General features: G+C 52.6%; 13 protein-coding genes. All 13 read left to right on the top strand.

The features are described from left to right. Positions 1-18: 18 nt before the first annotated feature. The 13 genes from PGL01S_RS00135 to PGL01S_RS00075 all read left to right on the top strand — a co-directional run bounded on the left by PGL01S_RS00135 (position 19) and on the right by PGL01S_RS00075 (position 22,753). A complete protein-coding gene (locus PGL01S_RS00135; protein ID WP_127490543.1) occupies positions 19-1,608 on the top strand; it encodes an extracellular solute-binding protein in 1,590 nt (529 codons plus the stop codon). A gap of 168 nt (positions 1,609-1,776) precedes the next feature. Continuing rightward, on the top strand, positions 1,777-4,113 hold the full coding sequence (locus tag PGL01S_RS00130; RefSeq protein ID WP_127490542.1) for an AraC family transcriptional regulator: 2,337 nt from the start codon (positions 1,777-1,779) through the stop codon (positions 4,111-4,113). Positions 4,114-4,238: 125 nt separating this feature from the next. After that, positions 4,239-6,824: an exo-rhamnogalacturonan lyase family protein gene (locus tag PGL01S_RS00125; RefSeq protein WP_127490541.1), complete on the top strand. Its 2,586-nt coding sequence runs from the start codon at positions 4,239-4,241 to the stop codon at positions 6,822-6,824. 7 nt (positions 6,825-6,831) lie between these two features. Next, complete coding sequence (locus PGL01S_RS00120) at positions 6,832-7,533, top strand: YesU family protein (protein WP_127490540.1); 702 nt, start codon at positions 6,832-6,834, stop codon at positions 7,531-7,533. Between the two features lie 34 nt (positions 7,534-7,567). Continuing rightward, on the top strand, positions 7,568-8,362 hold the full coding sequence (locus PGL01S_RS00115) for a polysaccharide deacetylase family protein (protein WP_127490539.1): 795 nt from the start codon (positions 7,568-7,570) through the stop codon (positions 8,360-8,362). Positions 8,363-8,401: 39 nt separating this feature from the next. Then, positions 8,402-9,670 (top strand): FG-GAP-like repeat-containing protein, encoded by a 1,269-nt coding sequence (locus PGL01S_RS00110; protein ID WP_127490538.1) that lies wholly within the window; start codon positions 8,402-8,404, stop codon positions 9,668-9,670. A gap of 16 nt (positions 9,671-9,686) precedes the next feature. Then, the gene (locus PGL01S_RS00105; RefSeq protein WP_127490537.1) at positions 9,687-10,793 is read left to right on the top strand and encodes a rhamnogalacturonan acetylesterase; all 1,107 of its coding nucleotides are present in this window, start codon (positions 9,687-9,689) and stop codon (positions 10,791-10,793) included. 294 nt (positions 10,794-11,087) lie between these two features. Continuing rightward, a complete protein-coding gene (locus PGL01S_RS00100; protein ID WP_127490536.1) occupies positions 11,088-16,166 on the top strand; it encodes an S-layer homology domain-containing protein in 5,079 nt (1,692 codons plus the stop codon). Between the two features lie 103 nt (positions 16,167-16,269). Then, complete coding sequence (locus PGL01S_RS00095; RefSeq protein WP_127490535.1) at positions 16,270-17,082, top strand: helix-turn-helix transcriptional regulator; 813 nt, start codon at positions 16,270-16,272, stop codon at positions 17,080-17,082. Between the two features lie 82 nt (positions 17,083-17,164). After that, a complete protein-coding gene (locus tag PGL01S_RS00090; RefSeq protein WP_127490534.1) occupies positions 17,165-18,124 on the top strand; it encodes a proline dehydrogenase family protein in 960 nt (319 codons plus the stop codon). 19 nt (positions 18,125-18,143) lie between these two features. Beyond that, on the top strand, positions 18,144-19,052 hold the full coding sequence (locus tag PGL01S_RS00085) for a sugar phosphate isomerase/epimerase family protein (protein WP_127490533.1): 909 nt from the start codon (positions 18,144-18,146) through the stop codon (positions 19,050-19,052). Positions 19,053-19,304: 252 nt separating this feature from the next. Further along, positions 19,305-21,977, top strand: a complete 2,673-nt coding sequence (locus PGL01S_RS00080; protein WP_127490532.1) for a discoidin domain-containing protein — start codon at positions 19,305-19,307, stop codon at positions 21,975-21,977. A gap of 101 nt (positions 21,978-22,078) precedes the next feature. Beyond that, positions 22,079-22,753, top strand: coding sequence for a DUF2238 domain-containing protein (locus tag PGL01S_RS00075; protein ID WP_164775331.1), 675 nt, complete (start codon positions 22,079-22,081; stop codon positions 22,751-22,753). Positions 22,754-22,916 lie beyond the last annotated feature (163 nt).

The raw sequence follows: 22,916 nt of genomic DNA, 5'->3' as shown, positions 1-22,916 counted from the left end.
AGGGAGGCATCAGTAAAGATGAACAAAAAGACGCAGAAATGGGTAGCAACGGCAGCTCTCGGAACATTGGCCGTGACGGCGATTGCCGGCTGCAGCGGTAATAAAGAAGAAACGGCCAAGCCGGAACAATCGGCAGGCGCGACGGCAGCCGCCGCAGCCACAACCGAGGCGTCCGCCGAGAAGCCGCTGGACATCAGCATCATGCTGCCAATCTTCAAGACGAATTATCCTAAAGACGACGGTCCCGTCGTCACGGAGATTGAGAAGAAGACGAATACGAACATTCATCTGGAATGGGTGCCTAACGCCTCCTACGGGGATAAATTCAACATCACGCTAGCTTCAACGAAGCTTCCCGAAATTATATATGTGCCAAGCTCGAAGGATCCAAGCTTCGTAAATGCCGTTCGTTCCGGAGCTTTCTGGGAGCTTGGCCCTTATTTGAAGGATTATCCGAATTTGAGCCAAGCGAACGAGGTCATCATGAACAACTCCTCCATCGACGGCAAGAACTATGGCATCTACCGCGGCCGCGCCCTTGGCCGCAACGGGATTGTCTACCGCAAGGATTGGCTGGAAGCGGTTGGCCTTCAGCAGCCGAAGACGATCGATGAATTCTATAACATGCTGAAAGCGTTTAAGGAGAAAGACCCGGACAAAAACGGCAAGGACGATACGTATGGCATGGTGCTGGTGAAATGGACCGGAGCCTGGGCAAGCGCCTTCGATACGATCAAGCTGTGGTTCGGCGCGCCAAACAAATGGGGGGTTGCAGACGGCAAGCTGGTGCCGGAGCATCAGACGCCAGAATATTTGGAAGCTCTTAAATTTATGAAAAAGCTGTACGACGAGAAGCTGATCAACCAGGACTTTGCGGTATTCGACTCCGCGAAATGGGTAGATCCGGTCGTTAACGGCCAGGCCGGCGTTATTGTTGACGTAACCGATACGGCCGGACGGATTGAAGATAAGATTCACGCGGCGCTTGCCAAGGAAAACAAAGATAATCCGGATGCCCAATACATGGACAATATGATTGGCGTAACGGGAGCGGACGGCAAGCTAAAAGCGCTGCCGACATCGGGCTTCGCAGGCCTGCTGGCGATTCCGAAAGGGACGGTCAAGACGGAGGAAGAGCTGAAGCGCGTGCTGAAGTTCCTGGATCAAATGAATGATGACGATCTGACGACATTGGCCGGGTACGGTATTGAAGGCAAGCATTATACGCTGGACGGAGAGTTTATCGTGCCTACCAAGGATGCTGCCCTGCTGGAATCCGAGGTGGAAGGCCTTAACCAGATGCTGCCGTTCATCCCGGCTGGCCGTGGGCGCGTCGTGCAGCAAACGCCGCTACGTCTGCAAACGACGGAAATTCAGAAGGAAGCCGAGCAATACATTGTTGCCAACCCGGCTGAGCCGTTTATCTCAGACGTCTACTCGCAAAAGGGCCAGCAGCTGGACAACATCATCAACGATGCGCGCATCAAGTTTATCGTCGGTCAAACCGATGAAGCGGGTCTGATGGCGGCCTTCGAGACATGGAAGAAATCCGGCGGCGACGATCTGGTGAAAGAAATGAACGAGCTGTACGCAGCCTCCGTGAAATAAATAAGCTGACCGTTAGCACCCATCAAAAATTCCTTCGGGAGGATGGGTGCTTTGGCATGACCGGAAAAAACTCTGAATTTCGTACAAAATAGTCTGATTTTCATGCTTCCCTTTTTTTGGAATCTATTATAAGGTCAACTTTATAACCGAAAGGAATGGGGGAATAGGATGCTCCATGGAAAGAAAATTTGGCGGAACCGCACGGATTCCGGCAAAGGACGCTTTTTTAGAAAAAGCTTAATTATGATTTTCATCGTTTCCGGCATTCCCGGACTTATTATCGGAGGACTTATCTATTGGATGGCCGGCGGCCGGGTAGAAAGCGAGCTGCTGCAGCTTCACTATCAGCAGATTGAACAACGTTCCGAGCAAATGGATGATCAGTTAAGCAACCTGGAGCTTCTGCTTTCCCACTGGGCATTCGACAACAAATTCGACTATAGCTTAAACGGACTTGATTTTGTCCGCGATTTCAAGAGAACCGACGATATAACAAAGACGCTGATCGCCATGCAGGGCTCGAACGCTTTGGTCAAGAAAGCCGAGCTGTTTGTTGGCGGGAAGAGCCAAATATTGTTTAATCCCGAATACACGCCGCTGCAGAATCAGCAGGATTTAAGCCTATACAGCAAGCTGATACACGGTAAAAACCTGACTTATTGGACCCAGTGGGCGTTTGATTCCGAACATCCGGATCAGAAGGACCTGACGCTCGTGCACCATATTCCGGGCGGAAGTCCCAATCCGTTTGGCGTGCTGGTCTTCCGGTTTGACAGCGACAAGATTGCCAGTCTGCTTCAGACGATGACTCCGTATTACGAAGGCGAAGCGTTCCTGCAGCAGAAATCGGGAGACCTTTTTGTTTCCGCAAACGGAAGCGCTTCCAACGATTCGTTCGTGGTTGCGCTTCGCGAGAGAATCAATGGCATGAAGTCGGAGAAGGGCTCTTTTTTCTTCGACTGGAAGGGTTCGACCTACACCGTGTCTTACGGCAGCCTGTCGCGAATTTCGGATGAATGGCTGTACGTCTCGGCCTCTCCGATCAACAGCATCATTGCGCCGGTGATGTTTATTTCCAAGCTTGTTATTACGGTAAGCCTGATCGCCTTGCTGCTGGCGGCTTTGTTATCCTGGCTCGCTTCCCACCGGATCTATTCGCCGGTAAAACGGCTTGCGAACCTGCTTGGAGGTTATTCGGGCGGAGCCGCATGGACGGGCAAAGAGGATGAGTTTGCGCTGATCGAGCAGCAATATGAACATCTTCATATGGAGCGGCTCGAGCTGAACTCGAAGCTGGCGGAGCAGCTTCCGCATGTGAAGGAAAGCTTCCTGCATCAGCTGCTGCAGGGTTATCTTTATGCGTATTCGGAGGAAGATTTGCTGCGCCGCATGGAAAAGTTCAAATGGGAGGTGCGCGGCCGTCATTTTGCCGTCTTGTTTATCCAGCTGAACGGAATAGCGAACATGGACGAAAAATTCCGCAGCGGAGACGAGGGGCTGATCACGTTTGCGGCCGTTAATATGATGAAGGAGCTGGCGTCCAAGCATTTCGAGCAAAGCGACACGCTTAACTTTCATGATTTAACGGCAGGAATTATGCTCTTTATTCCGGAAGGCGGCTCGTATAAGCAAGCGGTTGAAGCCTTCAGCGAGGAGCTGACGACTTCGGTGAACCGGATTCTGCGGATGAGGGTAACTCTGGCGGTCAGCCGCCAGACCGCCTATATCTCAGATCTGCCCAACGAGTTCGAGCGGGTCAAGCAGGCGGTCAGCTACCGCAATTGCGATAATGCCAACCAGATTATCGACATGGAGCAGGGCGTGTTAGGCGGCGAGGCTTGGGCGGAGCCGCAGTATCCTTTTACCTTGGAGCGGGAGCTTATCCAGGCACTCCGCACGGGCAAGGAAGGGGAAGCAAGCGAGCTGCTTAGCTCGTTTGTTGGAGCGTTATCCTGCGCCGGAGCCAAGGAAATCGACGTGCAGCAGGGGATGCTCCATCTGCTCGGAAATATTCAGCATGTCATCATGGTATCCGGCGTTAATCCGAACAGACTGTTCCAGGGCGTTAATCTGTATGAGCAGCTGTCTCAAATCCGGGAGCCGAAGCGGATGCTTGGCTGGTTCAGGGATAAAGTGCTTGCTCCTTACCAGAAGGAGCTGTCCTGCAGGGCGGGCTCCGAGGTTAAACGGCTGATCGAAGCGGCGATGATCTATATGCAGCAGCATTACAGGCAGGATATTTCGCTGGATAACTGCGCGGAGCATATCGGCACCAATCCGTTTTACCTGAGCAAATCGTTTAAAGTGGTGACCGGAAAAAACTTCATCGACTATCTGACCGAGCTTAGAATCGAGAAAGCTAAGGAGCTGCTGCGGGAATCGGAGCTAAAAATCAATGACGTAGCCGAGCAGGTCGGTTACCAGCACAGCTACTTCAATCGGATTTTCAAGAAGCTGGAGGGCATGACGCCAACCAGCTACAGAGAGCAAAGCCAGCACCTGTAAGCAAGATCGTGCAAACGTTGCAATAATGTGCAAACCGTCTTTTGGCCCTTCCGCAATATTGTCTCATTGAGCGTTAATCCATCAGCTTCTACAATGGGGCCAAACGACAAAGGAGATGAGTGCAAATGGCGGCTAAGATTCAGTTGCACAGCTTATCGTCAAATCAGAGTATAATGCCGGTCGGGATGACGTGGGGAATTCCGTGGAAGGAAGGCGAGCTTGGGCGGGACGAGGCTTTGAGTCTTACAACCAGCTTGGGCGAACCCGTGCCGATGCAGCACTGGGCGACCGCCTTTTGGCCGGACGGCAGCGTGAAATGGTCCGCTCACGCAGCGGTAAGCGCTGACAGCGCTCCGGAAGCTTACAGCTTGACGAAAGGGGATGCAGCAGCTGCCCCTTTAACGGTTAAAGTGACGGAGACGGATGATGAGGTTCGACTGGATACCGGTGTCATCGTCTGTACGCTTGGCAAGCAGGGCAGCAGCTGGCTGCGCAGCATTACCCGGAACGGGGTAAAGCTATGCAGCGGCGGAGAGCTGGTTTGCATAAGGGAGAGCGCAAGCGAAGTATCCGGCGTCCGAACGGTCCGGCAGGAACCGTTTGAAAGCCGGGTACACCGGTTAACTATTGAGCAGGAGGGTCCCGTGCGCGCGGTTGCAAAAATCGACGGCAGGCACCGCGCAGCCGCCGGTTCGCGGGAATGGCTTCCTTTTTCCATGAGACTCTACCTGTATGCGGGTCTTGAGACGATCCGGATTGTGCATACGTTTTTTTACGACGGCAACCCGAACGAGGATTTTATTAAGGGACTTGGCGTTCGCTTTGCCGTTCCCATGAGAGGCGAGCAATATAACCGTCATATCCGTTTCTCGGGAGACAACGGACTATTCGCGGAATCTCCGAAAACCCTTCATACCCGGAGAACAAAAGGGAAGTACCGGGAGCTGTTCGAACGGCAGACTGCTGGGGCAAAAGTCGGCTTTGATCCTTCTGATGACGCGTATTTTCTTGGCTTGCTGGATGATTCGGCGACATGGGACGGCTTCAAGCTTATGCAGCAGTCGTCCGAGCATTACCGGATCTGGAAAAGAACCGGCGAAGGCTGCAGCTGGGTAAAGGTCACGGATGGCCACCGGGCGGGCGGACTTGCATTCGTTGGCAGCGAAGGGGGCGGACTTGCCTGCGGGCTGCGCCATTTCTGGAGAAAGCATCCTTCGGGCTTTGAGGTTCATGGAGCTGCGGGGGACGAGGCATCGTTTACCGCATGGTTATGGACGCCGGAAGGCGAGCCGATGGATATGAGGCATTACGATACGAAAACCCATGTGGAATCGTCCTATGAAGGGGCGGAGGAGCTGCGCGCAACGCCATACGGTATCGCCAATACGAATGAACTGATGCTTTGGTGTACGGAGGAAACGCCGGGGCCGGAGCTCCTGGAGTTCATGCGGCAGGAAACGGATCATCCGACCCTGCTTGTATGCGAGCCATTCTATTACCATGAAGCACGAGCTTTCGGAATATGGAGCCTGCCGGATCATTCGACCGAAGAAAAGCGGCAGCTTGAAGCGAGGCTGGACGGCATTATTGCCTTTTACCGGAAGGAAGTCGAGCAGCGCAAATGGTACGGATTGTGGGATTACGGCGATTACATGCACAGCTACGATCCGGTTCGGCATGTCTGGAATTATGATCTAGGCGGCTGCGCTTGGCAGAACACGGAGCTTGCGCCCAACATGTGGCTGTGGATCATGTTTCTTCGAACGGGCCGGGAAGACATCTTCCGGATGGCGGAAGCGATGACCAGGCATACAAGCGAGGTAGACGTCTATCATTTCGGCGAATATGCCGGTCTTGGCTCGCGCCATAACGTCGTCCATTGGGGCTGCGGCTGCAAGGAGGCGAGAATCGGCATGGCCGGCCTTCACCGTTACTTTTATTATCTGACGGCGGATGAGCGGATCGGGGATATGATGAACGAAACGAAGGATTCGGATTTTACAACCGTTAACCTTGATCCGATGCGGTATTACTTCCCGAAAGACGAGCATCCGACCCACATCCGGGTAGGTCCCGACTGGGCAGCCTTCAGCTCGAACTGGATGACGCAATGGGAGCGTTACGAGAGCGCTGCTTACCGGGACAAAATTTTGGTCGGCATTAACAGTATAAAAGGCGCCAATTACCGCCTTATCTCCGGCCCCACCTATGGCTATGATCCAAAGACCGGTGTCTTGACGCCGATGGGCGACGATAACTGGGGCCGTCATCTGGCGATTTGCATGGGCGGACCGCAGGTATGGTTCGAGCTGGCCGGCATGCTGAAGGATCCGGAATGGGAAGAGATGCTCGCGGAGCTTGGCGTTTATTACAACAAGACGCAGGAAGAGAAGGATAAGCTGACGAAGGGCCATATCAGCACAACGCGCTTCGAGCATCCGGTGCTCAGCGCGGCGATTGTTGCTTACGGCGCTTATTACAGGAAGGATGAAGCAACGGCCCGGCAATGCTGGGACATTTTGCTTGGCAATCCGTTTGCGGCCGTGAATCTTCAGGAGGAGGCCGCGACGGTTGCTCACCTTGACGTTCTGCAGGAAATCGACTGGATGAATACGAATGAAGCAGCCCAATGGTCGCTGAATACGATTATCGCCCTGGAGCTGATCGCAGACCATCTGCCTAAGCTTCGGGAGCAATCTCTAAGGAGTTGACTTGACGATGACAACAGCAACGACGGCAAGAAGCATGCTGATTCCAGCCGGATGGAGAATGATTTATAATAACCCGCTGTGCTCGGCTGAGGACGTATCGGATTACCGGATGGAAGGGGATGCAGCCGTCACCTTCCCGATGGGGCGCATGCGCCTTGAAAGCACGCGTGACCCCGAAGAGGGACAAGCAGCCAATCTGGTGTTCTGGTGTCCGGAGCAATTCCCGCCGGATATGGTAGTCACGTGGGATTTCTGGCCGGTCCGCGAGCCGGGGCTGGCTATTCTATTTTTTTGCGCGGCGGGAATAGAAGGACAGGATTTGTTTGATTCCGGGTTAGCCGGTCGCAGCGGCATTTACGACCAGTATCATCACGGAGATATTAACGCGTTCCATGTGTCCTATTTCCGCAGGCGCCACGCGGAGGAAAGAAGCTTCCATACCTGCAATTTGCGGAAAAGCTACGGCTTCCACCTCGTTGCGCAAGGCGCGGATCCGATCCCGGATGCGGCGGATGCGGAGGGGCCATATCGGATGCAGCTGCTGAAGCAAGGGCCGTATGTGCAATTTGCCGTAAATGATCTATTGTTGTTCAGTTTTAAGGATGACGGCACCACTTGGGGGCCGCTGCTTGGGAAAGGCAAGCTGGGCTTCCGCCAGATGGCACCGCTTATCGCGGAATACGGAAATTTGCAGGTGTATGCCCCGTAAGGGAAACATGCGATAGAAGCGGGAGGTTAAAGCAATGGCGATTGTGATGTGTTTCCCGGAAGGAAGGCATAAGGCGCTCACGCTTAGCTACGATGACGGGCGGTTCGCCGACCGGCGTCTGGTCGATATTTTTAACCGGTACGGGCTGAAGGGCACATTTCATCTTAATTCCGGTCTGCTTGGAACAAACGACCGGATTGGTGCCGATGAAGTCAGGACGCTGTATGCCGGGCATGAAGTATCGGCTCATACGCTGACTCACCCGACGATTGCCCGGTGCCCGAATGAGCAGATCGTATACGAGGTCATGGAGGACCGGCGTAATCTGGAGCGTATTGTTGGCTACACAGTCCGTGGAATGTCTTACCCGAACGGATCCTATAACAAAAGAATCAAGGAGCTGCTGCCCGGTCTTGGCATCGAATATGCGCGTGTTGTTCCCAGCACGGGACATTACGGCATGCCGGATGACTGGCACGAGTGGCAGCCAACCTGCCATCATAACCGGGATCTGATGAAGCATGCGGAGGAATTCGCCGGACTTCAAAAATCGCAGTATTTGTACCTGATGTATGTGTGGGGCCACAGCTACGAATTCGACAGCGACAATAATTGGGAGCTGATGGAGCAGTTCGGACAATTTATCGGCGGTAATCCGGCGATCTGGTATTGCACGAATATGGAGCTGGTGGATTACGCGAAAGCTTTCGAAGGGCTAAAGTTTGCGGCTGACCTCAGCTTTGTCTATAATCCTTCCGCCATCAGCGTGTGGCTGAAGGTTGACGCCGAGACGGTGGAAGTGAAGGGCGGACAGCAGATTGCGTTGTAGTTAGCGTTATGGAATCTAATATTGTTGGGAGGCAAGAGGATGTCATCCGTATCCACTAAGGAGCCTTATTTGTTAAGCACCATAGATCTGCAAGCGGCGGGGGCAAACTGCAAAGCGCTGCTTGGCGACCTGAACGGCGACGGCCGGATGGAGCTGCTGCTGGTACAGCCGGATAACCGTCAGGATGTCCGATATATTCCCCATCAGGTGCAATGTCTGACCGCTTATGATCTGGAGGGCCATCTGCTGTGGCAGACCGGCAAGCCCGATCCCGGAGCGGGACGCCATGGCTCGGATTATCCGGCGCAAATTGCGGATATCGACGGGGATGGCAGGCTTGAGGTGCTGTGCGTCATGGATGACCGGCTGCATATCCTGAACGGGCAAGACGGCTCGGTCCGATCGACCCATGAGCTGCCTGATCCGCATGCCCACGACTGTATCATTGTCGTAAATCTTACAGGTGGCACGTTTGCCGGCGATCTTATCTTGAAGGACCGTTATCACCGTCTGTGGGCGATGGACCGTGAGTTCAAGCTGTTATGGACGCATGAGGGGAATCCGGGCCACTTCCCGTGGGTCTACGATCTGGATGGCGACGGAAGGGATGAGGTTATGGCCGGCTACGATCTGCTCGATCATGACGGCAAGCTGCTGTGGAGCTGTCATGATCTGGACGATCACGCCGACTGCATCTGGGTAGGCGATGTGAACGGAGACGGAGAGCCCGAGCTTGTCATCGGCGGCAGCGTAACGGTTATGTACGACCGGCATGGCAAGGAGCTGTGGCGTTATGAGGGGTCCGTTGAATCGCAGCATATCGCGCTGGGCCGGTTCCGGACCGATCTTCCGGGTCTGCAGATCGCCGGGCTGGACCGGCTTGTCCGGGAGGATGACGGCAAAGGCCTGGTCGGCAAGGACGCTTTGTTCCTGCTGGACAGCGAAGGCAAGGAGCTGTGGAAGGAAGACCGGAAGACGCCGGGCTGGCTGACCATTATTGAACCGTTAAGGGGCTGGACGGAGGATGCGCCGGACTATATTCTGGCTTACCGTCGCGGAGGCGGCGTATTCCCAACCTTGTATGACGGCTCTATGAATCCGGTGGTACAATTCCCTTCCGAAGGGTATGCCGTCCACGCCGACTTATGGGGGAGCGGAACGGAGCAGGTCATTATTTATTCGAATGACATGGCCTCCATTTATTCCAGCAAGCAAGTGAAGCTGAGCGAATGCGTAACCGATTCTCCGCTGCCGCAGCCCAAACGGCTGTCCAGCTCAACCTTGTATCCCGGCGGAGAAATAAAGTAGAGGAGCTAGAAACGAAATGACGCGAAACTATCGATTTGATTTTGGCACAGGCACCCCGGCCGAGGGCTATACGAAGATTACGCCGCAATCCGGCTATGATTCCTTTACGGGATACGGCTTTACCCGGACGGACCGGATAAATGCGAAGGACCGCGGCGAACCGGGAGCCTTGCGCAGAGATTTCTGCATCCCGCTCGATACGGCTTTTTTGCTCGATGCAGAGGACGGCATTTACCGCGTCTCTGTCCTGCTGGGCGATGAAATTGCCGAGACCGAAACAACGATCAAAGCTGGTCAGGGACGCCTAATGGTGCATAAGCAGCGGACAGCTCCGGGCAGCTTCTCCCGGATCAGCTTTTCGGTATGGGTAACCGGCGGGCAGCTAAAGCTCTCATTCTCCGGGCTTGCGCCTCGCATTAACGCGATGGAGGTGGAGCCGGCGCCGCAAGCCTGTACGATATTCTTAGCGGGAGATTCGACGGTGACGGACCAGCCGGATGACGGTTATCCGTACGCGGGCTGGGGACAGATGCTTCCGATGTTCGTGAAGCAGGACGCGGCCGTAGCGAATTATGCCTTATCCGGCCGCAGCTCCAAAAGCTTTATCAGCGAAGGCGTGCTGGATCAAATCTGGAGCCGCGTAAAGCCATACGATTATTTGCTTATCCAGTTCGGCCATAACGACCAGAAGTTTGACGAAGAGCGTTATACGGAACCTTTTACCACCTACAAGCAGACTCTGAGGACCTATATCGACGGAGCGAGGGAGCGGAAGGCGATTCCGGTCCTGGTCACTTCCGTGCAGCGCCGCTTCTATGAGGAGGACGGAACGCTCCGGGATACACACGGGGATTATTTGACGGCGGTCAGGGAGCTGGCAGCCGAAGAGGAAGTGCCGTTAATCGATTTGGCGAAGGCTAGCAAAGCCTTATTCGAAGCACTAGGCCAGGAAGAGACCAAGAAGCTGTTCATGTGGCTGGCCCCCGGGGAATTTATGAACTTCCCGGACGGCACGGAGGATAATACGCATTTCCAGCAGCTTGGCGGAATCGAGATCGCGAGACTGGTCTACGAGGAGTTAAAGGCGCTGAAGCTGCAGCCCCTCTTGCTTTATTTAAGGTAACAGGATTTGAAATTTTTGAAATTCAACAAGTTTTGACAAAAATATCTCGAAAAACGACTGGAGTTAAGAAGAAAGTTGGTTGCCAATTGATGGGGAAAACAGTACAATTGGGGCAATGAAACCGCTTTCTTCTTTTTTTTGTTTGGAGAAGTCCCGCTGGATTTCATATTTTTACGCCTATCATGAAACGGGTTTCATGAAACCGGTTTCCGAAACAAGGGGGGAGCTCGCAGGCTTTGCCAGTATCATCCGCGTTTGATCGTACTCTATTCTATTTAAAGGAGCGAAAAGAAAGTGCGGAAAAAACCGATTGTTTGGCTTTTACTGCTGTCATTAGGTGTTTCCTTGTTTAACTTTACGCCGATTCCCAAGGTGTCGGCAGCATCGGCTATCGATTTTCAAGATCATTTTACGGATGGGGATTATTCAGTTGATCCGGAGTGGACGGTTACTTCCGGTACATGGGCGGTAACGGCCGATCCTGCTGACGCAAGCAATAAAGTGCTTAGCCAGACCGATACGGGCGAAGGCATTATTACGACGGGAGATAACTGGACGGATTCCACGGTATCCATGCGGTTCTATACGGGAGCCGGCGGTGCTTATCCGGGCATATTGGCCCGCGTCCAAGACTATAAAAACTTTTACTATTTCCAGATGCAGGCTGCAACCGGGCTTACTCTGACCAAGCGGGTCAATAATACGGATGCCACGATTAAAGGCTCCACCGCTTATACGCTGAGCAAAAATACCTGGTATACGCTGAAGCTTGTGCTTATCGGCAGCTCAATCAAAGCTTATATCGTGGAGAACGGAAAGGAAAAGCTTCTGTTTGACGCAGTTGATACAACGTTTGCGAGCGGGAAGATTGGCATCCGCAATAAATGGCAGTCGGTTCAAGTGGATGACGTTATGGTTGCGGATATCCCGGCAGCCAATTCAACCGTCATTCAATCGGAAGAGAAGACCAACTCCTCCGTTTCCTTGAAATGGGATGCGGTAAACGGAGCAAGCAGCTACAACGTATACCGTTCCACAACTTCTGGAAGCGGTTACAGTTATGTGGGCAACACTGCTGCAACCAGCTATTCGGACACAGGTTTGAGCTCGGATACGGATTATTACTACAAGATCGCTTATTTGTACGGGGGGCTTACCGAGTCCCAGTGGTCACCGGAATTTACCGTGAAGACCGTAGGGGTAGCGCCGGCTGCGCCAGCCAGTCAGACCGCTACGGCGGTTAACTCTTCGAAAATCAATCTGAGCTGGGCTGCCGTTGCCAAGGCAACCGGCTACAAGGTGTACCAGTCTTCGAATGGCGGTACGTCTTATGAGAACATTTACGACGGGACCTCATTAAGCTTCCAGGCTACAGGCCTGACAGCCGACAAAGCATATAAATACCAGATTACGGCGTACAATGCCTTTGGCGAATCGGCGCCTGCATCCGTTCAAGCAACGACCTATGCATTTGACGCGCCGGCTAACTTCAAAGCCTCGTCCACAACGGATTCCTCGGTCACACTGACCTGGGATGCATTGCCGGGAACAGCCGTTGCTTATTCCGTTAAGAGAGCAGCGAGTGCTACGGGAACCTTTGCCGAAGTGTACAACGGTACGGATACAACCTTCACCAATACCGGATTAACGCAGGGCACGGGTTACTTCTATACCATTAGCGCAGTCGTAGACGGCGTTTCCTCCGCCGTATCCGATTTGCTTGGAGTGAGCGCGGTGCGTACATCCTTAACTCCGGGCGCGCTATGGGCAGATACAACCGGCAATCCGATTGACGCTCACGGTGCAGGCATGATGTACGACGAGAAAACGAAGAAGTATTACTGGTATGGGGAATACCACAAAGGCGGATGGCCGGCTGCAGGCGTTCGGGTATACTCTTCTACGGACCTCATGAACTGGAAAGACGAGGGTATGGCTCTTACGTTAATCAATTCGATGGATGATTTCACGAATGACCCTCTGATCTCCAAGCTGTATGAAGGCAGAACGGATACCGTTAACATCTGGGCGGATATCCGTAAAGGACGAATCGTTGAACGTCCGAAAGTCATATACAACGATGAAACGAAGAAATACGTCATGTGGGCCCATATCGACGGAGATAAGGATCCTTACAATAACAGCGCCAATTACGGCAAAGCTCAAGCGGGCGTGGCCGTAAGCGATTCGCCAACCGGACCGTTCGTCTACCAGCGAAGCTACCGGATGGATCAGGCTCCTGCCGGGGAGATCGACTACCAGCCGGGCAACCCGGGAATGGCAAGGGATATGAACCTCTTCAAGGATGATGACGGTACCGCGTACTTGATTTATTCGAGCGAAGAGAACCTGACGATCTACATCTCCAAGCTGATGCCGGATTATCTCGATATAACCGGCTGGCATAAAGACGGCAACGTGGACGAGAACGGAAACGCTGTACGCGATGCTTCGTACAAAGCCGTAAACGGCGTTGACTATGTGCGGGTATTCCCTGGAGCCCAGCGCGAGGCACCAGCGATGTTCAAATATAACGGCCATTATTATTTAATTACTTCCGGCGCTACAGGCTGGTCTGCCAACCAGAACAAATATACGGTAGCGGATCATATCTTTGGACCATGGGCTCCGATGCAGGATCCGTTCGTCCGTACGTCGGCCAGCGACCCGGACCCGACGAAAGCTTTTAATACGCAATCGACGTATGTGATTCCGGTTGATCCGGAGAACGGTAAATTTATTTACGTAGGCGATATTTGGAACGGCGGCAACTTTGCCAATGACGGCGCCAAATATGTATTTCTGCCAATCGAGTTCGGAATGGGAACGGATATTGCGATTAAATGGTATGCGAGCTGGACACCGGACCTGCTGAATGCAATGGGTCAAGTGAACGTGACCACCAAATTCCCTGAAGCGGTTAAGCTGGGGGAAGTGCCTAGCTTGCCAAGCCAGGTTGAAGTCTTGGGCAAAACGGGAACCGTATCGACTCCCGTAACCTGGTCTATTAATTCTCATGCCCTTACGGCAGCGGACTTCGCGAAGCCTGGTCCAATTACGGTTCAAATGACGCTGCCGGAGTATTACAACAAGGTGCAGAGCGTCAAGATGTACGTCGTGCCGGACAACGCGCTGTATTTCGTAAACGCAGGCGGTTACGCGACATCCGATTACAAGCTGCTCGCTTCTTACATGCAGGATACATTGGCGAACAAAACGGTGATCGAGCAGGCCTATAATGCAGCCGATGCTTCGCCTTGGGGTTATCTTGGCGCAGATTCGATGCCATCCGGTTCGGCTGACGGGGATATTTTCTCAACGGTTCGTTACTTGAACGGCGGCAACGTATCCAACTCTCCGAAGGGTACGGACCTTGCTTATCAGTTCTCCTTGGAGAACGGTTCGTATGATGTGTATCTGGGCTTTAACGATCCGTGGACGAATACGAGCAGAAAAGCAAACTTGCTCCTGAATGATGAAATGAAAGGCGCCGTTACGTTTACGCCAAGCAATACAATGGCATTTACAGGCGTGAATATTACGAACGGCTCGCTCAAAATTACGGTTAGAAATACGGCTGCGCAGGACCCGATGATCAGCTGGATTATGATTGTCGATCCGGATTTGACGCCAGCTGCCGATACAACAATGGGCCTTACGGCAACAGCGGCATCTTCGACCAGCGTGAAGCTTGCCTGGAACAAAACGACCGGTGCGCTTGGCTATAACCTGTACCGTTCGGACAGCGAAGACGGCACTTTCACGAAAGTGTACAGCGGTACGGCCGGCACTTACACCGACAGCAGCCTTCCTTCGGAGCATACCTATTTCTACAAGGTTGGCGTGATTGACGGAACGGGCGCGGAGTCGGCTTTGTCCACCGTGCAAAATGTTACGATTGCCCGCACGGTGAAAGAAATCGCGGACGGCATTACGGCGATTACGGCTCCAGCCAAGGATGCCACGACGCTGACGCTGCCTGGAGTGCCTGCAGGTTATTCTGTAGCCATCTTGTCCTCGGACAACGAAGTGATCGGAACGGACGGCGTTATTACGCCGCCGGCAGCAGAAACAACGGTTAATCTGGTGCTTCGCGTAACAAGAACATCGGATAACATGACAGCGGACACGGCTTCCATTGCAGTGATTGTACCTGCGAAATCGAGCCAAAACAATTCCGGCAGCGGCAGTAATTCCAGCTCCCCAACCGGTCTGACGCCAGTCGTTACAACGGATCTGGCAAGGCTTACGGTGAGCGGAGTGATGGATTCGTCTACCAAAGTGGCGAAAGGTTCCGTAACAAGCGCCGATCTGGCGAAAGCCTTCACGCTTGCCCCGGTACTGCGGGACGGAAGAAAAGTAGTCGAGATAGAACTGCCTCAAGTGGCAGGAGCGGAAGCGTATGAGCAGCAAATTCCGGCCGGCTTGCTCGGACAACTCGAAGAATCGCAAGAGATTCGGGTAAAAACGCCATTTGGCAGCGTAACGCTTCAGGCAGGCATGTTTACGTCCGCGCAGCTTGGTTCCGCCCAAAACGTAACCCTTCATATTGGGCCTTCTAGCTCTCTGGCGGAAGGAAAGCCGGCTGTTGATATTCATTTGCTGGCGGACGGCAAGCCGCTTGGCTTCCATAATGACCATGTTCAAGTTCTTGTAACCATTCCATACACGCCTGCGGCAGGCGAAAATCTGGATCATCTCGTCATCCTGTACGTGAAGGAAGACGGCACGACAGAGTCTGTGCCAAGCGGCTATTACGATCCGGCAGCTGGCGTTATGGTATTTACAACGACGCATTTCAGCAAGTATGCCGTTGCGTTCGTGCACAAGACCTTTAATGACCTGGCTGCCGTACCTTGGGCCAAAGCACAAATTGAAGCTCTGGCATCCAGAGGAATTATCAAAGGGACTTCGACCCAAACCTATTCGCCAAATGCGGCGATTACGAGAGCAGATTTCATTCAGCTTCTTGTATCTACGCTTGGTTTGACAGCCGAAGTAGATTCAAACTTCGCGGATATCCATACGGCCGATTATTACTATCAGGCGGCAGGCATTGCGAAGAAGCTTGGCATTACGAACGGCATTGGCGAGAACCGTTTTGATCCGCGCGCAAGCATCAGCAGACAGGATATGATGACGTTGACAGCCAAGGCGCTGGTTGCGGCTAAAAAGCTGTCTGCGATGAACGGTACTGCAGCTGATATCAGCGGTTATGCGGACTCCGATCAAGTAAGCGCGTATGCGGCAGACAGCATCGCTACCCTTGTTAAGAACGGCATCATTCAAGGGTCGGGAAGCCAATTGTCTCCTCTTGCGACAACAACAAGAGCGGAAGTTGCCGTTATGCTGTATAACATTTACAAGAATTAGTGATTAAGCGAGGACAATCCAGGAGCAGTCATTCTTCCGGATTGTCCTTTTCTATGCAAAGGCTGATATAATAATGCTAGATTAAAGGAGGTGCTCGATACGTATGCCGGATGTCGTCTTTTACCGAGAACAGGCACTTCCGTTTCTTGAGGCTAAGCGATGCAGGAAGAGTGATTTTGCCTACCAGAAGCATTTCCATGAAGAGTATTCTATAGGGCTGATCGATACCGGGGAGACCCACGCATGGTGTGACGGAACGATGCACCGGGTGGAGGAAGGTCGCATGATCAGCTTCCCGCCAATGATGCTTCATGCCTGCCATCCGGAAGAAGGAGCGGACTGGAGCTACAAAATGCTGTTTATCAAACAGGATTGGCTTCAAGGGCTGAAGCAGCGCGAGCTTGACCGGCTGCATATTCCTTTTCTGCTGGAAGAGGGCAAGAACAAGGCATGCCGGATCCGCATCAACCGGACTATGGAAGCTTTAGCGGGTGAAGGATCTCCGCTTGAGATCGAAACCTCGCTGATCGAGCTTATCGAGGCGGTAGTCAGCCGGAATGTTTCCGACTTTGCGCATCAGCGCCGCAGAACCAGACAAGACCGTAAATACGTCAATCTGGTCAAAGAATACCTGCATGAGCATTATACCGAAAAAATTACTCTGGACGAACTGGAGAAGATGACGGATATCAGCAGATTTCATCTGATCCGGTTGTTTAAGCAATCGAGTCATCTGCCGCCTCATGCTTATCAGAACCTGCTACGGATTAATCACGCCAAGACGGAGCTTATGAAGAACCGGCGGGCGATAGCGGATATCGCGGCGGAAGCGGGCTTTTATGACCAAAGCCATTTCTCCCGCACGTTCAGCAAGATTGTCGGAGCTACGCCGCAGAAGTACGCGTTATCGCTGTAGCGAGAGCAATTTTATACAATACGGTCACTCTCTTATCTCTTAAAATGAATGCAATTCGGGAAAAGGGAGTGGCATCATCAACATGAATCAACATTTGGAATTGGAGCAGCAGTTAACAACAGCCTTAAAATCTATCGCACGCCGTTTGGATTTGAAAGCTTACGTGGAGCAGAACCCGCAGGTCAATCAGATTTTGCGTCATGCTGCGTTAAGGTATGTGGCGGGAGATCGTCTTCTGGAAGGATTGGAAGCCGGAAAAGAGATTTTGAGAAGGGGTTATTCTCTTTCTATCGAATACATTGGTGAGAATACATCGGATGCCAAGGAGTGCGAACAAGCCGCGGCAGAGATGAAAGCGCTTATTCAGCAATTGAAGCAGTCGGGACTTCCTGGGCGGGTATCGTTTGATCTGTCGCATATCGGGTTAATGATAAGCCCTTCGCTTGCTTATGCCAACTTGACCGAGCTGGCGAGACAGGCGGAAGGAACGGAGATTGAACTGTTCATCAGCATGGAAGAGTCGGGGAAAACGGATCCTATTTTATCCGTCTACAAGCAGGCTGCGGCCGAGTACTCCGGCATCGGCATTACCTTGCAGGCGCATCTCAACCGAACGCCTGCGGATTTGGCGTCGCTGACTTCGCCCGGCCGGATCCGTATCGTAAAAGGAGCTTATCAAGAACCGGATCATCTGTCGCTTGCACGGTCGCCCGAGCTGAATGAGCGTTATTTGAATCTAGTCGAATTGGCAATCCGTCAAGGCCATCAGGTCTCCATTGCTAGCCATGACGACGCGATTATTAATGCCGTACGGGATATAGGCTTGTTATCAGGCTCTCAAGCAGAGCTTGAAATGCTGTACGGCATTCGTCCGGAGCTGGCTAAACGGCTGCGAAGCGAGGGGAATCCGATTCGCATTTATGTTCCGTACGGCCGTGAGTGGTACCTGTATTTATGTCACCGGATTGCGGAATATCCGCCTAACCTGTATCAGGCTGTCATTGATATGGTAAGCGGTCAGGGAGTGAACAACAACTACTAGTATGGGAGCGTGTACGTAAATGGCATCTAACTTTCATCTGAACGACGGTTCTTCGCGTCCGCCAAGAATGGAAATCCAGCAGTCCTGGTGGGCGATGATCGGCCTTGGCGAGAACGGCAGGGAATGGACGATGGAGGAGAAGTTCGAGAAGATTGCCGAAGCCGGCTTTACCGGCATTAGCGCCACAATGCCTTCTGAACAGGAATATGAGCAGTGGCACCGTCTGCTGGACAAGCACCGGTTCAGCTTCAGCACGATTGCTTTTCCGGCGAATGTAAAGGACATTGTGGATACGCTTGAAGCCGCCAAACAATTCGGCCGGGTTCAATACATCAATTCGCAGGTCATGGATGCCTTTGTTATTGGCGATGAAGCCGTACAATTGCTGGAAGGACTCCTGGAAGCGTCTTCGGAAGCGGGTATACCGCAATTCATCGAAACCCACCGGGGAAGAATCACGCAGGATCTGCTTCGGACGACCGATTACGTTAGAGCCTTGCCGCAGTTAAAGCTCATTATCGATCTGTCCCATTACGTTGTTGGCGGTGAATTAGACGGCACGCACAGCCGCTCGGAAGCCGAGTTTGACGTGCTGCTTCAGCGGACGGCCGGAATTCATGGCCGTATCTCCAATGGTGAGCAGGTTCAAGTGGATATGGTTAACGGCGACCATCCGATGGTTAAGCATTTCAAACGCTGGTGGCGCAAAGGGATGTTGAATTGGTATGCGAATGCCGTGCCTGGCGACATTCTCTCCTTTATCCCGGAGCTTGGTCCTCCAGGTTACGCGATTACGAGAGTGGTCGAGAACGGCCGCGAGGTCGAGACAACCGACCGCTGGCAGGAGGCTTTGCTGCTGAAGCAAATCGCCGAGGAATTATGGGATGAAGTTGTTGCCGAAGCGTCCAATCCGCAAGCCATAGGGTAAAAGACAAGAACGGCCTGCTATTGCAGGCCGTTTTTTTGTGTCCGTTTTTACAGAAATGATCAATAATAGGGTTCATTTTGCCGATCGGCTGAACAAATCATCAATCGCAATCCAGCTTTTGCCCATACCCATTTCGAACACAGTAATTCTATAATTTGGATGCTGGATTAAATGAGGAAGGAGGGCAGATGAGCTGTTGTAATCGCTATCATGAGAATTCTATTTTGAATCGCGAAGAGGAGGAATTGATGGATGAAGACAAAATGGTTGCTAATCATGATGACGGCTTGCCTGCTAATGAGCACGGTAATCACGGGTTCGCAGGGACAAGCCGCTTACGCGGCCGACACGGCGGTTCCGCCGGGGACGATTCCGCTTGGAGCGGACGGGCGAAGCCAGCTCTACCCGGACAATTGGTATCCGGGGTTTGAGGACGGGGAAGGGAGGTTCCTGCATGACTTCTCCTATGCGGGTTACCACAGGGGCGAAGCACCGCTTCCAACTGTCGATCTGACAGGAAGCATCGATGTGACGAAAGCGCCTTACCTTGCGGATTCCACGGGGCAAAACGATGTAACTTCGGCTATCCAGCAGGCAATTAATGATGCTTCAGCCGCTGGCGGTGGCGTTGTCTATTTGCCGGAAGGCACCTATAAGGTCAATCCGCCTGCCGGACAAGCCTATGCGCTTGGCATCAACGCCAGCAACGTAGTGCTCAAAGGAGCAGGAATTGGCAAGACGTTCCTGTACAATGCCTCCGAATATATGAAACAGAAGGATATTATCCGGATTGGCGGCGGCAACTGGGTGAAGACGGATACGTCCGCCAAGCTGAGCAAATCGCTCACCAAGCCTACCGTTCTGCTGCCGGTTGATCATGCGGCCGGATTTGCCGTTGGCGATTATGTTCTGATTACCTTCGATACAACCCAGGAGTTTATGGCGGAGCTGGGGATGCAGAACAAGTGGGCTTCGCGCCTTGGTAAGGTGGAGCCAATCTTTTACCGGCAGATTGTCGCGGTAGACGAAGCGCATAATACACTGACGGTAGATGTTCCTACTCGTTATCCGCTGAAGATAAGAGATAACATTACGATTACGAAGACGGCAGAGCCAATCACCGAGATTGGGCTGGAAGACTTCTCGATTGCCAACGTCCAGAATTCCAAGAGCGGTCTTGGCGAGGATGATTATAAGGTGGAAGGAACGGCCGGCTACGAGACGGATAACGCGAAAGCCATCAATGTCATCGCAGCCGCGAACAGCTGGATCCGCAACATCAGCACGTATAAGCCGGAGGGCAACGCTATTTATCACATCTTGTCTAAAGGCATTATCCTTGACCGGACCAAAAATATGACGGTCGACCATGTCACGATGCAATATCCGCAATATCGAGGCGCCAATGGCAACGGTTATTTGTATCAATTCATCGGCAACGATAATTTGATTACGGACAGCAATGCTATTGGAGCCAGACATAGCTTCACGTATGCGAACTTCTCCGCGAACGGCAACGTCATGCACAACGTATACTCGGAGAACTCTTCGTTAATGACGGACTTTCATATGTATTTGAGCATGGCGAATCTGATAGACAACATGACGGTAAACGGCGACGGCATCTCTGCCATTACGCGGGATTACGGTTCGTCGGCAACGAACAGGCATGGCGTTGTGACAACCGAGAGCGTGTTCTGGAACACGACGGGGCTTAAAGCGCATAGCAGCAAAAACGGGATCATCGTCGAATCGGAGCAGTTCGGCAACGGCTATGTTATCGGAACAAAAGGTCCGGTGAACGGGGTTAACGTGCAAATTACCGGATCCATTCCGGAAGCCGACACGAAGCCGTTTGACTGGGCGGAAGGCATTGGCGAAGGTGACCGGTTATCGCCGCAAAGCCTCTATGAGGATCAATTCGAACGCCGGAACAGCCAGCTTGCGGCAGGACTTGCTTCGGTGCTGGTGAACGGAGAACCGGTTGAAGGCGTGCAATTTCTGAAAACCGCGTATACGGTCGTCCTGCCTTACGGAACAAAAAATACGCCAACGCTGGAAGCAAAGCCTCTAGCCGGCAGCGCATCCATTCAAATCGAACAGCCGGCCGGTCCAAACGCCAGCGGTATGATTCATGTCACCAATAACGGCCGGACACAGAATTATACAGTGACCTTCCGGGTCGCGGCAAATCCGGCTCTGCCGAAGAGCATCACGCTTTCTCCCGACCGTTCCGTGCCGGGCTGGAGAACAACCAGCGATGCGATCAGCGCCGGGCATGAAGGCACATTAAAGTCGCTGATTACGCTTAACAACGGCGAAACGATCGATCCCGTTCAAGCAGGGGTCAAGGTGAAATACTCGGTTGATAATGAGGAGCTTGGCAGCATCGAAATAGGGAATGTATTCAAAGCAAAGCAACCGGGTACGGTCACCATCACCGCAACAAGCAAAATGAACGGCGTAACGGTAACGGGAAGCAGAACGTTTACGGTACTGGAACCAATGACGGAGCCGGAAGGCAAGCTTGCGGATATCCGCCAAGTGACGGCTAGCGCCAATGACGGCAATCTGCCGGTCAATACGATGGACCGCGATCCTGATTCCAGATGGTCGGCGGACGGCAACGGTCAATATTTGCTGGTCGAGCTTGCCAAGGCGCAGAACATTGACCAGGTCAGCATTTTGTTCTACAACGGCAACACGCGGTACAGCACCTTCGACATTGAAGTATCGGAAGACGGCGTCCGCTTTGAGAAAATACTCGATCATCAGAAAAGTCACAAACCATCGCCTAACGCGATTGAGAATTTCCCGTTCCCTAAGCCCGTAAAGGCAAAGTACATCAAGTATGTCGGGTACGGCAATGAATTAAACGGCTGGAACAGCATTGTGGAGTTCTGGGCGCATAAGGCTGCGAAATAAGGTTTGCAAGAGGAGAGGGGCGACCCTCTCTTTTTTGCTATTTAACTTGTGCCATTTGGGGAAAGATAATCCTCATCATGACGAAAAAGAGGTTGCACCGCATGACAGACAAGTCTAAATGGCTGCGAAGCCATCTGATTCCGTTCAAACAGAATAGGCTCTTGCAGATCACGATAGCCGTGTTGGCCGTATTCTGGATCATCATGGCGATCCGTCCGTCAGACTGGAAAATATGGGCGGTCGAAAATTCGCTTCTGGTCGCCTTTGTTATTGTCCTGGTTGTGGTGTACCGGAAGTTTCCGCTTAGCAATTTATCGTATTTGCTTATCGCAATCTTCCTGGCGATGCATGCTTACGCCGCGCATTACACGTATCAGGATACGCCGATAGATGAATGGCTGAAGCAGCTGTTTCATATCAAAAGAGGGTTCTACGACCGGATTGTCCATTTCGCCTTTGGCTTGCTTATCGCCTTTCCCGTACGGGAGTCGGTTCAATATTTTTTGAAGCTGCACAGGAAATGGCCAGCCTATACCGTGACCTTTACGATGATTATGACGGCAAGCGGTTTATACGAGCTGCTCGAAATGTGGTCGGCTTATCTGTTTAACAAGAAGATGGCGGCCAAGTATATCGGGCTTGAAGGCGACCCGTTTGATTCGCAGAAGGATATGACGTCGGCGCTTGCCGGAGTACTGATTGCTATCGTACTATTTCTGATTCTGCATAAAACGTTAAACCGCAGGAATAACGCGATCGGCAAAAATACGGATTGAAAAGCCGATTTTGATATGCTATGATGTGCAAAAGCAAAAGCGCAGAAGAGAATAACATGCAGACGGCTTATGTCCAGAGAGCAGAGGAAACGCTGAAACCTTTGCCTTAAACGCTGCATGAGGTCATCTCGGAGCTGTTGACTGAAGGCTGAAGTTCAGCTGC

This window comes from Paenibacillus glycanilyticus NBRC 16618 (assembly GCF_004000805.1).
Classification (GTDB): Bacteria; Bacillota; Bacilli; order Paenibacillales; family Paenibacillaceae; genus Pristimantibacillus; species Pristimantibacillus glycanilyticus.
The sequence above is the reverse complement of the archived record's forward strand: the minus strand, read 5'-3'. Positions and strand labels throughout refer to the sequence as shown.

What these genes read in the sequence shown, in the direction of transcription:
- PGL01S_RS00135 (WP_127490543.1), top strand. Translation starts at nt 19, where the DNA reads ATGAACAAAAAGACGCAGAAATGGGTAGCAACGGCAGCTCTCGGAACA.
- PGL01S_RS00130 (WP_127490542.1), top strand. Translation starts at nt 1,777, where the DNA reads ATGCTCCATGGAAAGAAAATTTGGCGGAACCGCACGGATTCCGGCAAA.
- PGL01S_RS00125 (WP_127490541.1), top strand. Translation starts at nt 4,239, where the DNA reads ATGGCGGCTAAGATTCAGTTGCACAGCTTATCGTCAAATCAGAGTATA.
- PGL01S_RS00120 (WP_127490540.1), top strand. Translation starts at nt 6,832, where the DNA reads ATGACAACAGCAACGACGGCAAGAAGCATGCTGATTCCAGCCGGATGG.
- PGL01S_RS00115 (WP_127490539.1), top strand. Translation starts at nt 7,568, where the DNA reads ATGGCGATTGTGATGTGTTTCCCGGAAGGAAGGCATAAGGCGCTCACG.
- PGL01S_RS00110 (WP_127490538.1), top strand. Translation starts at nt 8,402, where the DNA reads ATGTCATCCGTATCCACTAAGGAGCCTTATTTGTTAAGCACCATAGAT.
- PGL01S_RS00105 (WP_127490537.1), top strand. Translation starts at nt 9,687, where the DNA reads ATGACGCGAAACTATCGATTTGATTTTGGCACAGGCACCCCGGCCGAG.
- PGL01S_RS00095 (WP_127490535.1), top strand. Translation starts at nt 16,270, where the DNA reads ATGCCGGATGTCGTCTTTTACCGAGAACAGGCACTTCCGTTTCTTGAG.
- PGL01S_RS00090 (WP_127490534.1), top strand. Translation starts at nt 17,165, where the DNA reads ATGAATCAACATTTGGAATTGGAGCAGCAGTTAACAACAGCCTTAAAA.
- PGL01S_RS00085 (WP_127490533.1), top strand. Translation starts at nt 18,144, where the DNA reads ATGGCATCTAACTTTCATCTGAACGACGGTTCTTCGCGTCCGCCAAGA.
- PGL01S_RS00080 (WP_127490532.1), top strand. Translation starts at nt 19,305, where the DNA reads ATGAAGACAAAATGGTTGCTAATCATGATGACGGCTTGCCTGCTAATG.
- PGL01S_RS00075 (WP_164775331.1), top strand. Translation starts at nt 22,079, where the DNA reads ATGACAGACAAGTCTAAATGGCTGCGAAGCCATCTGATTCCGTTCAAA.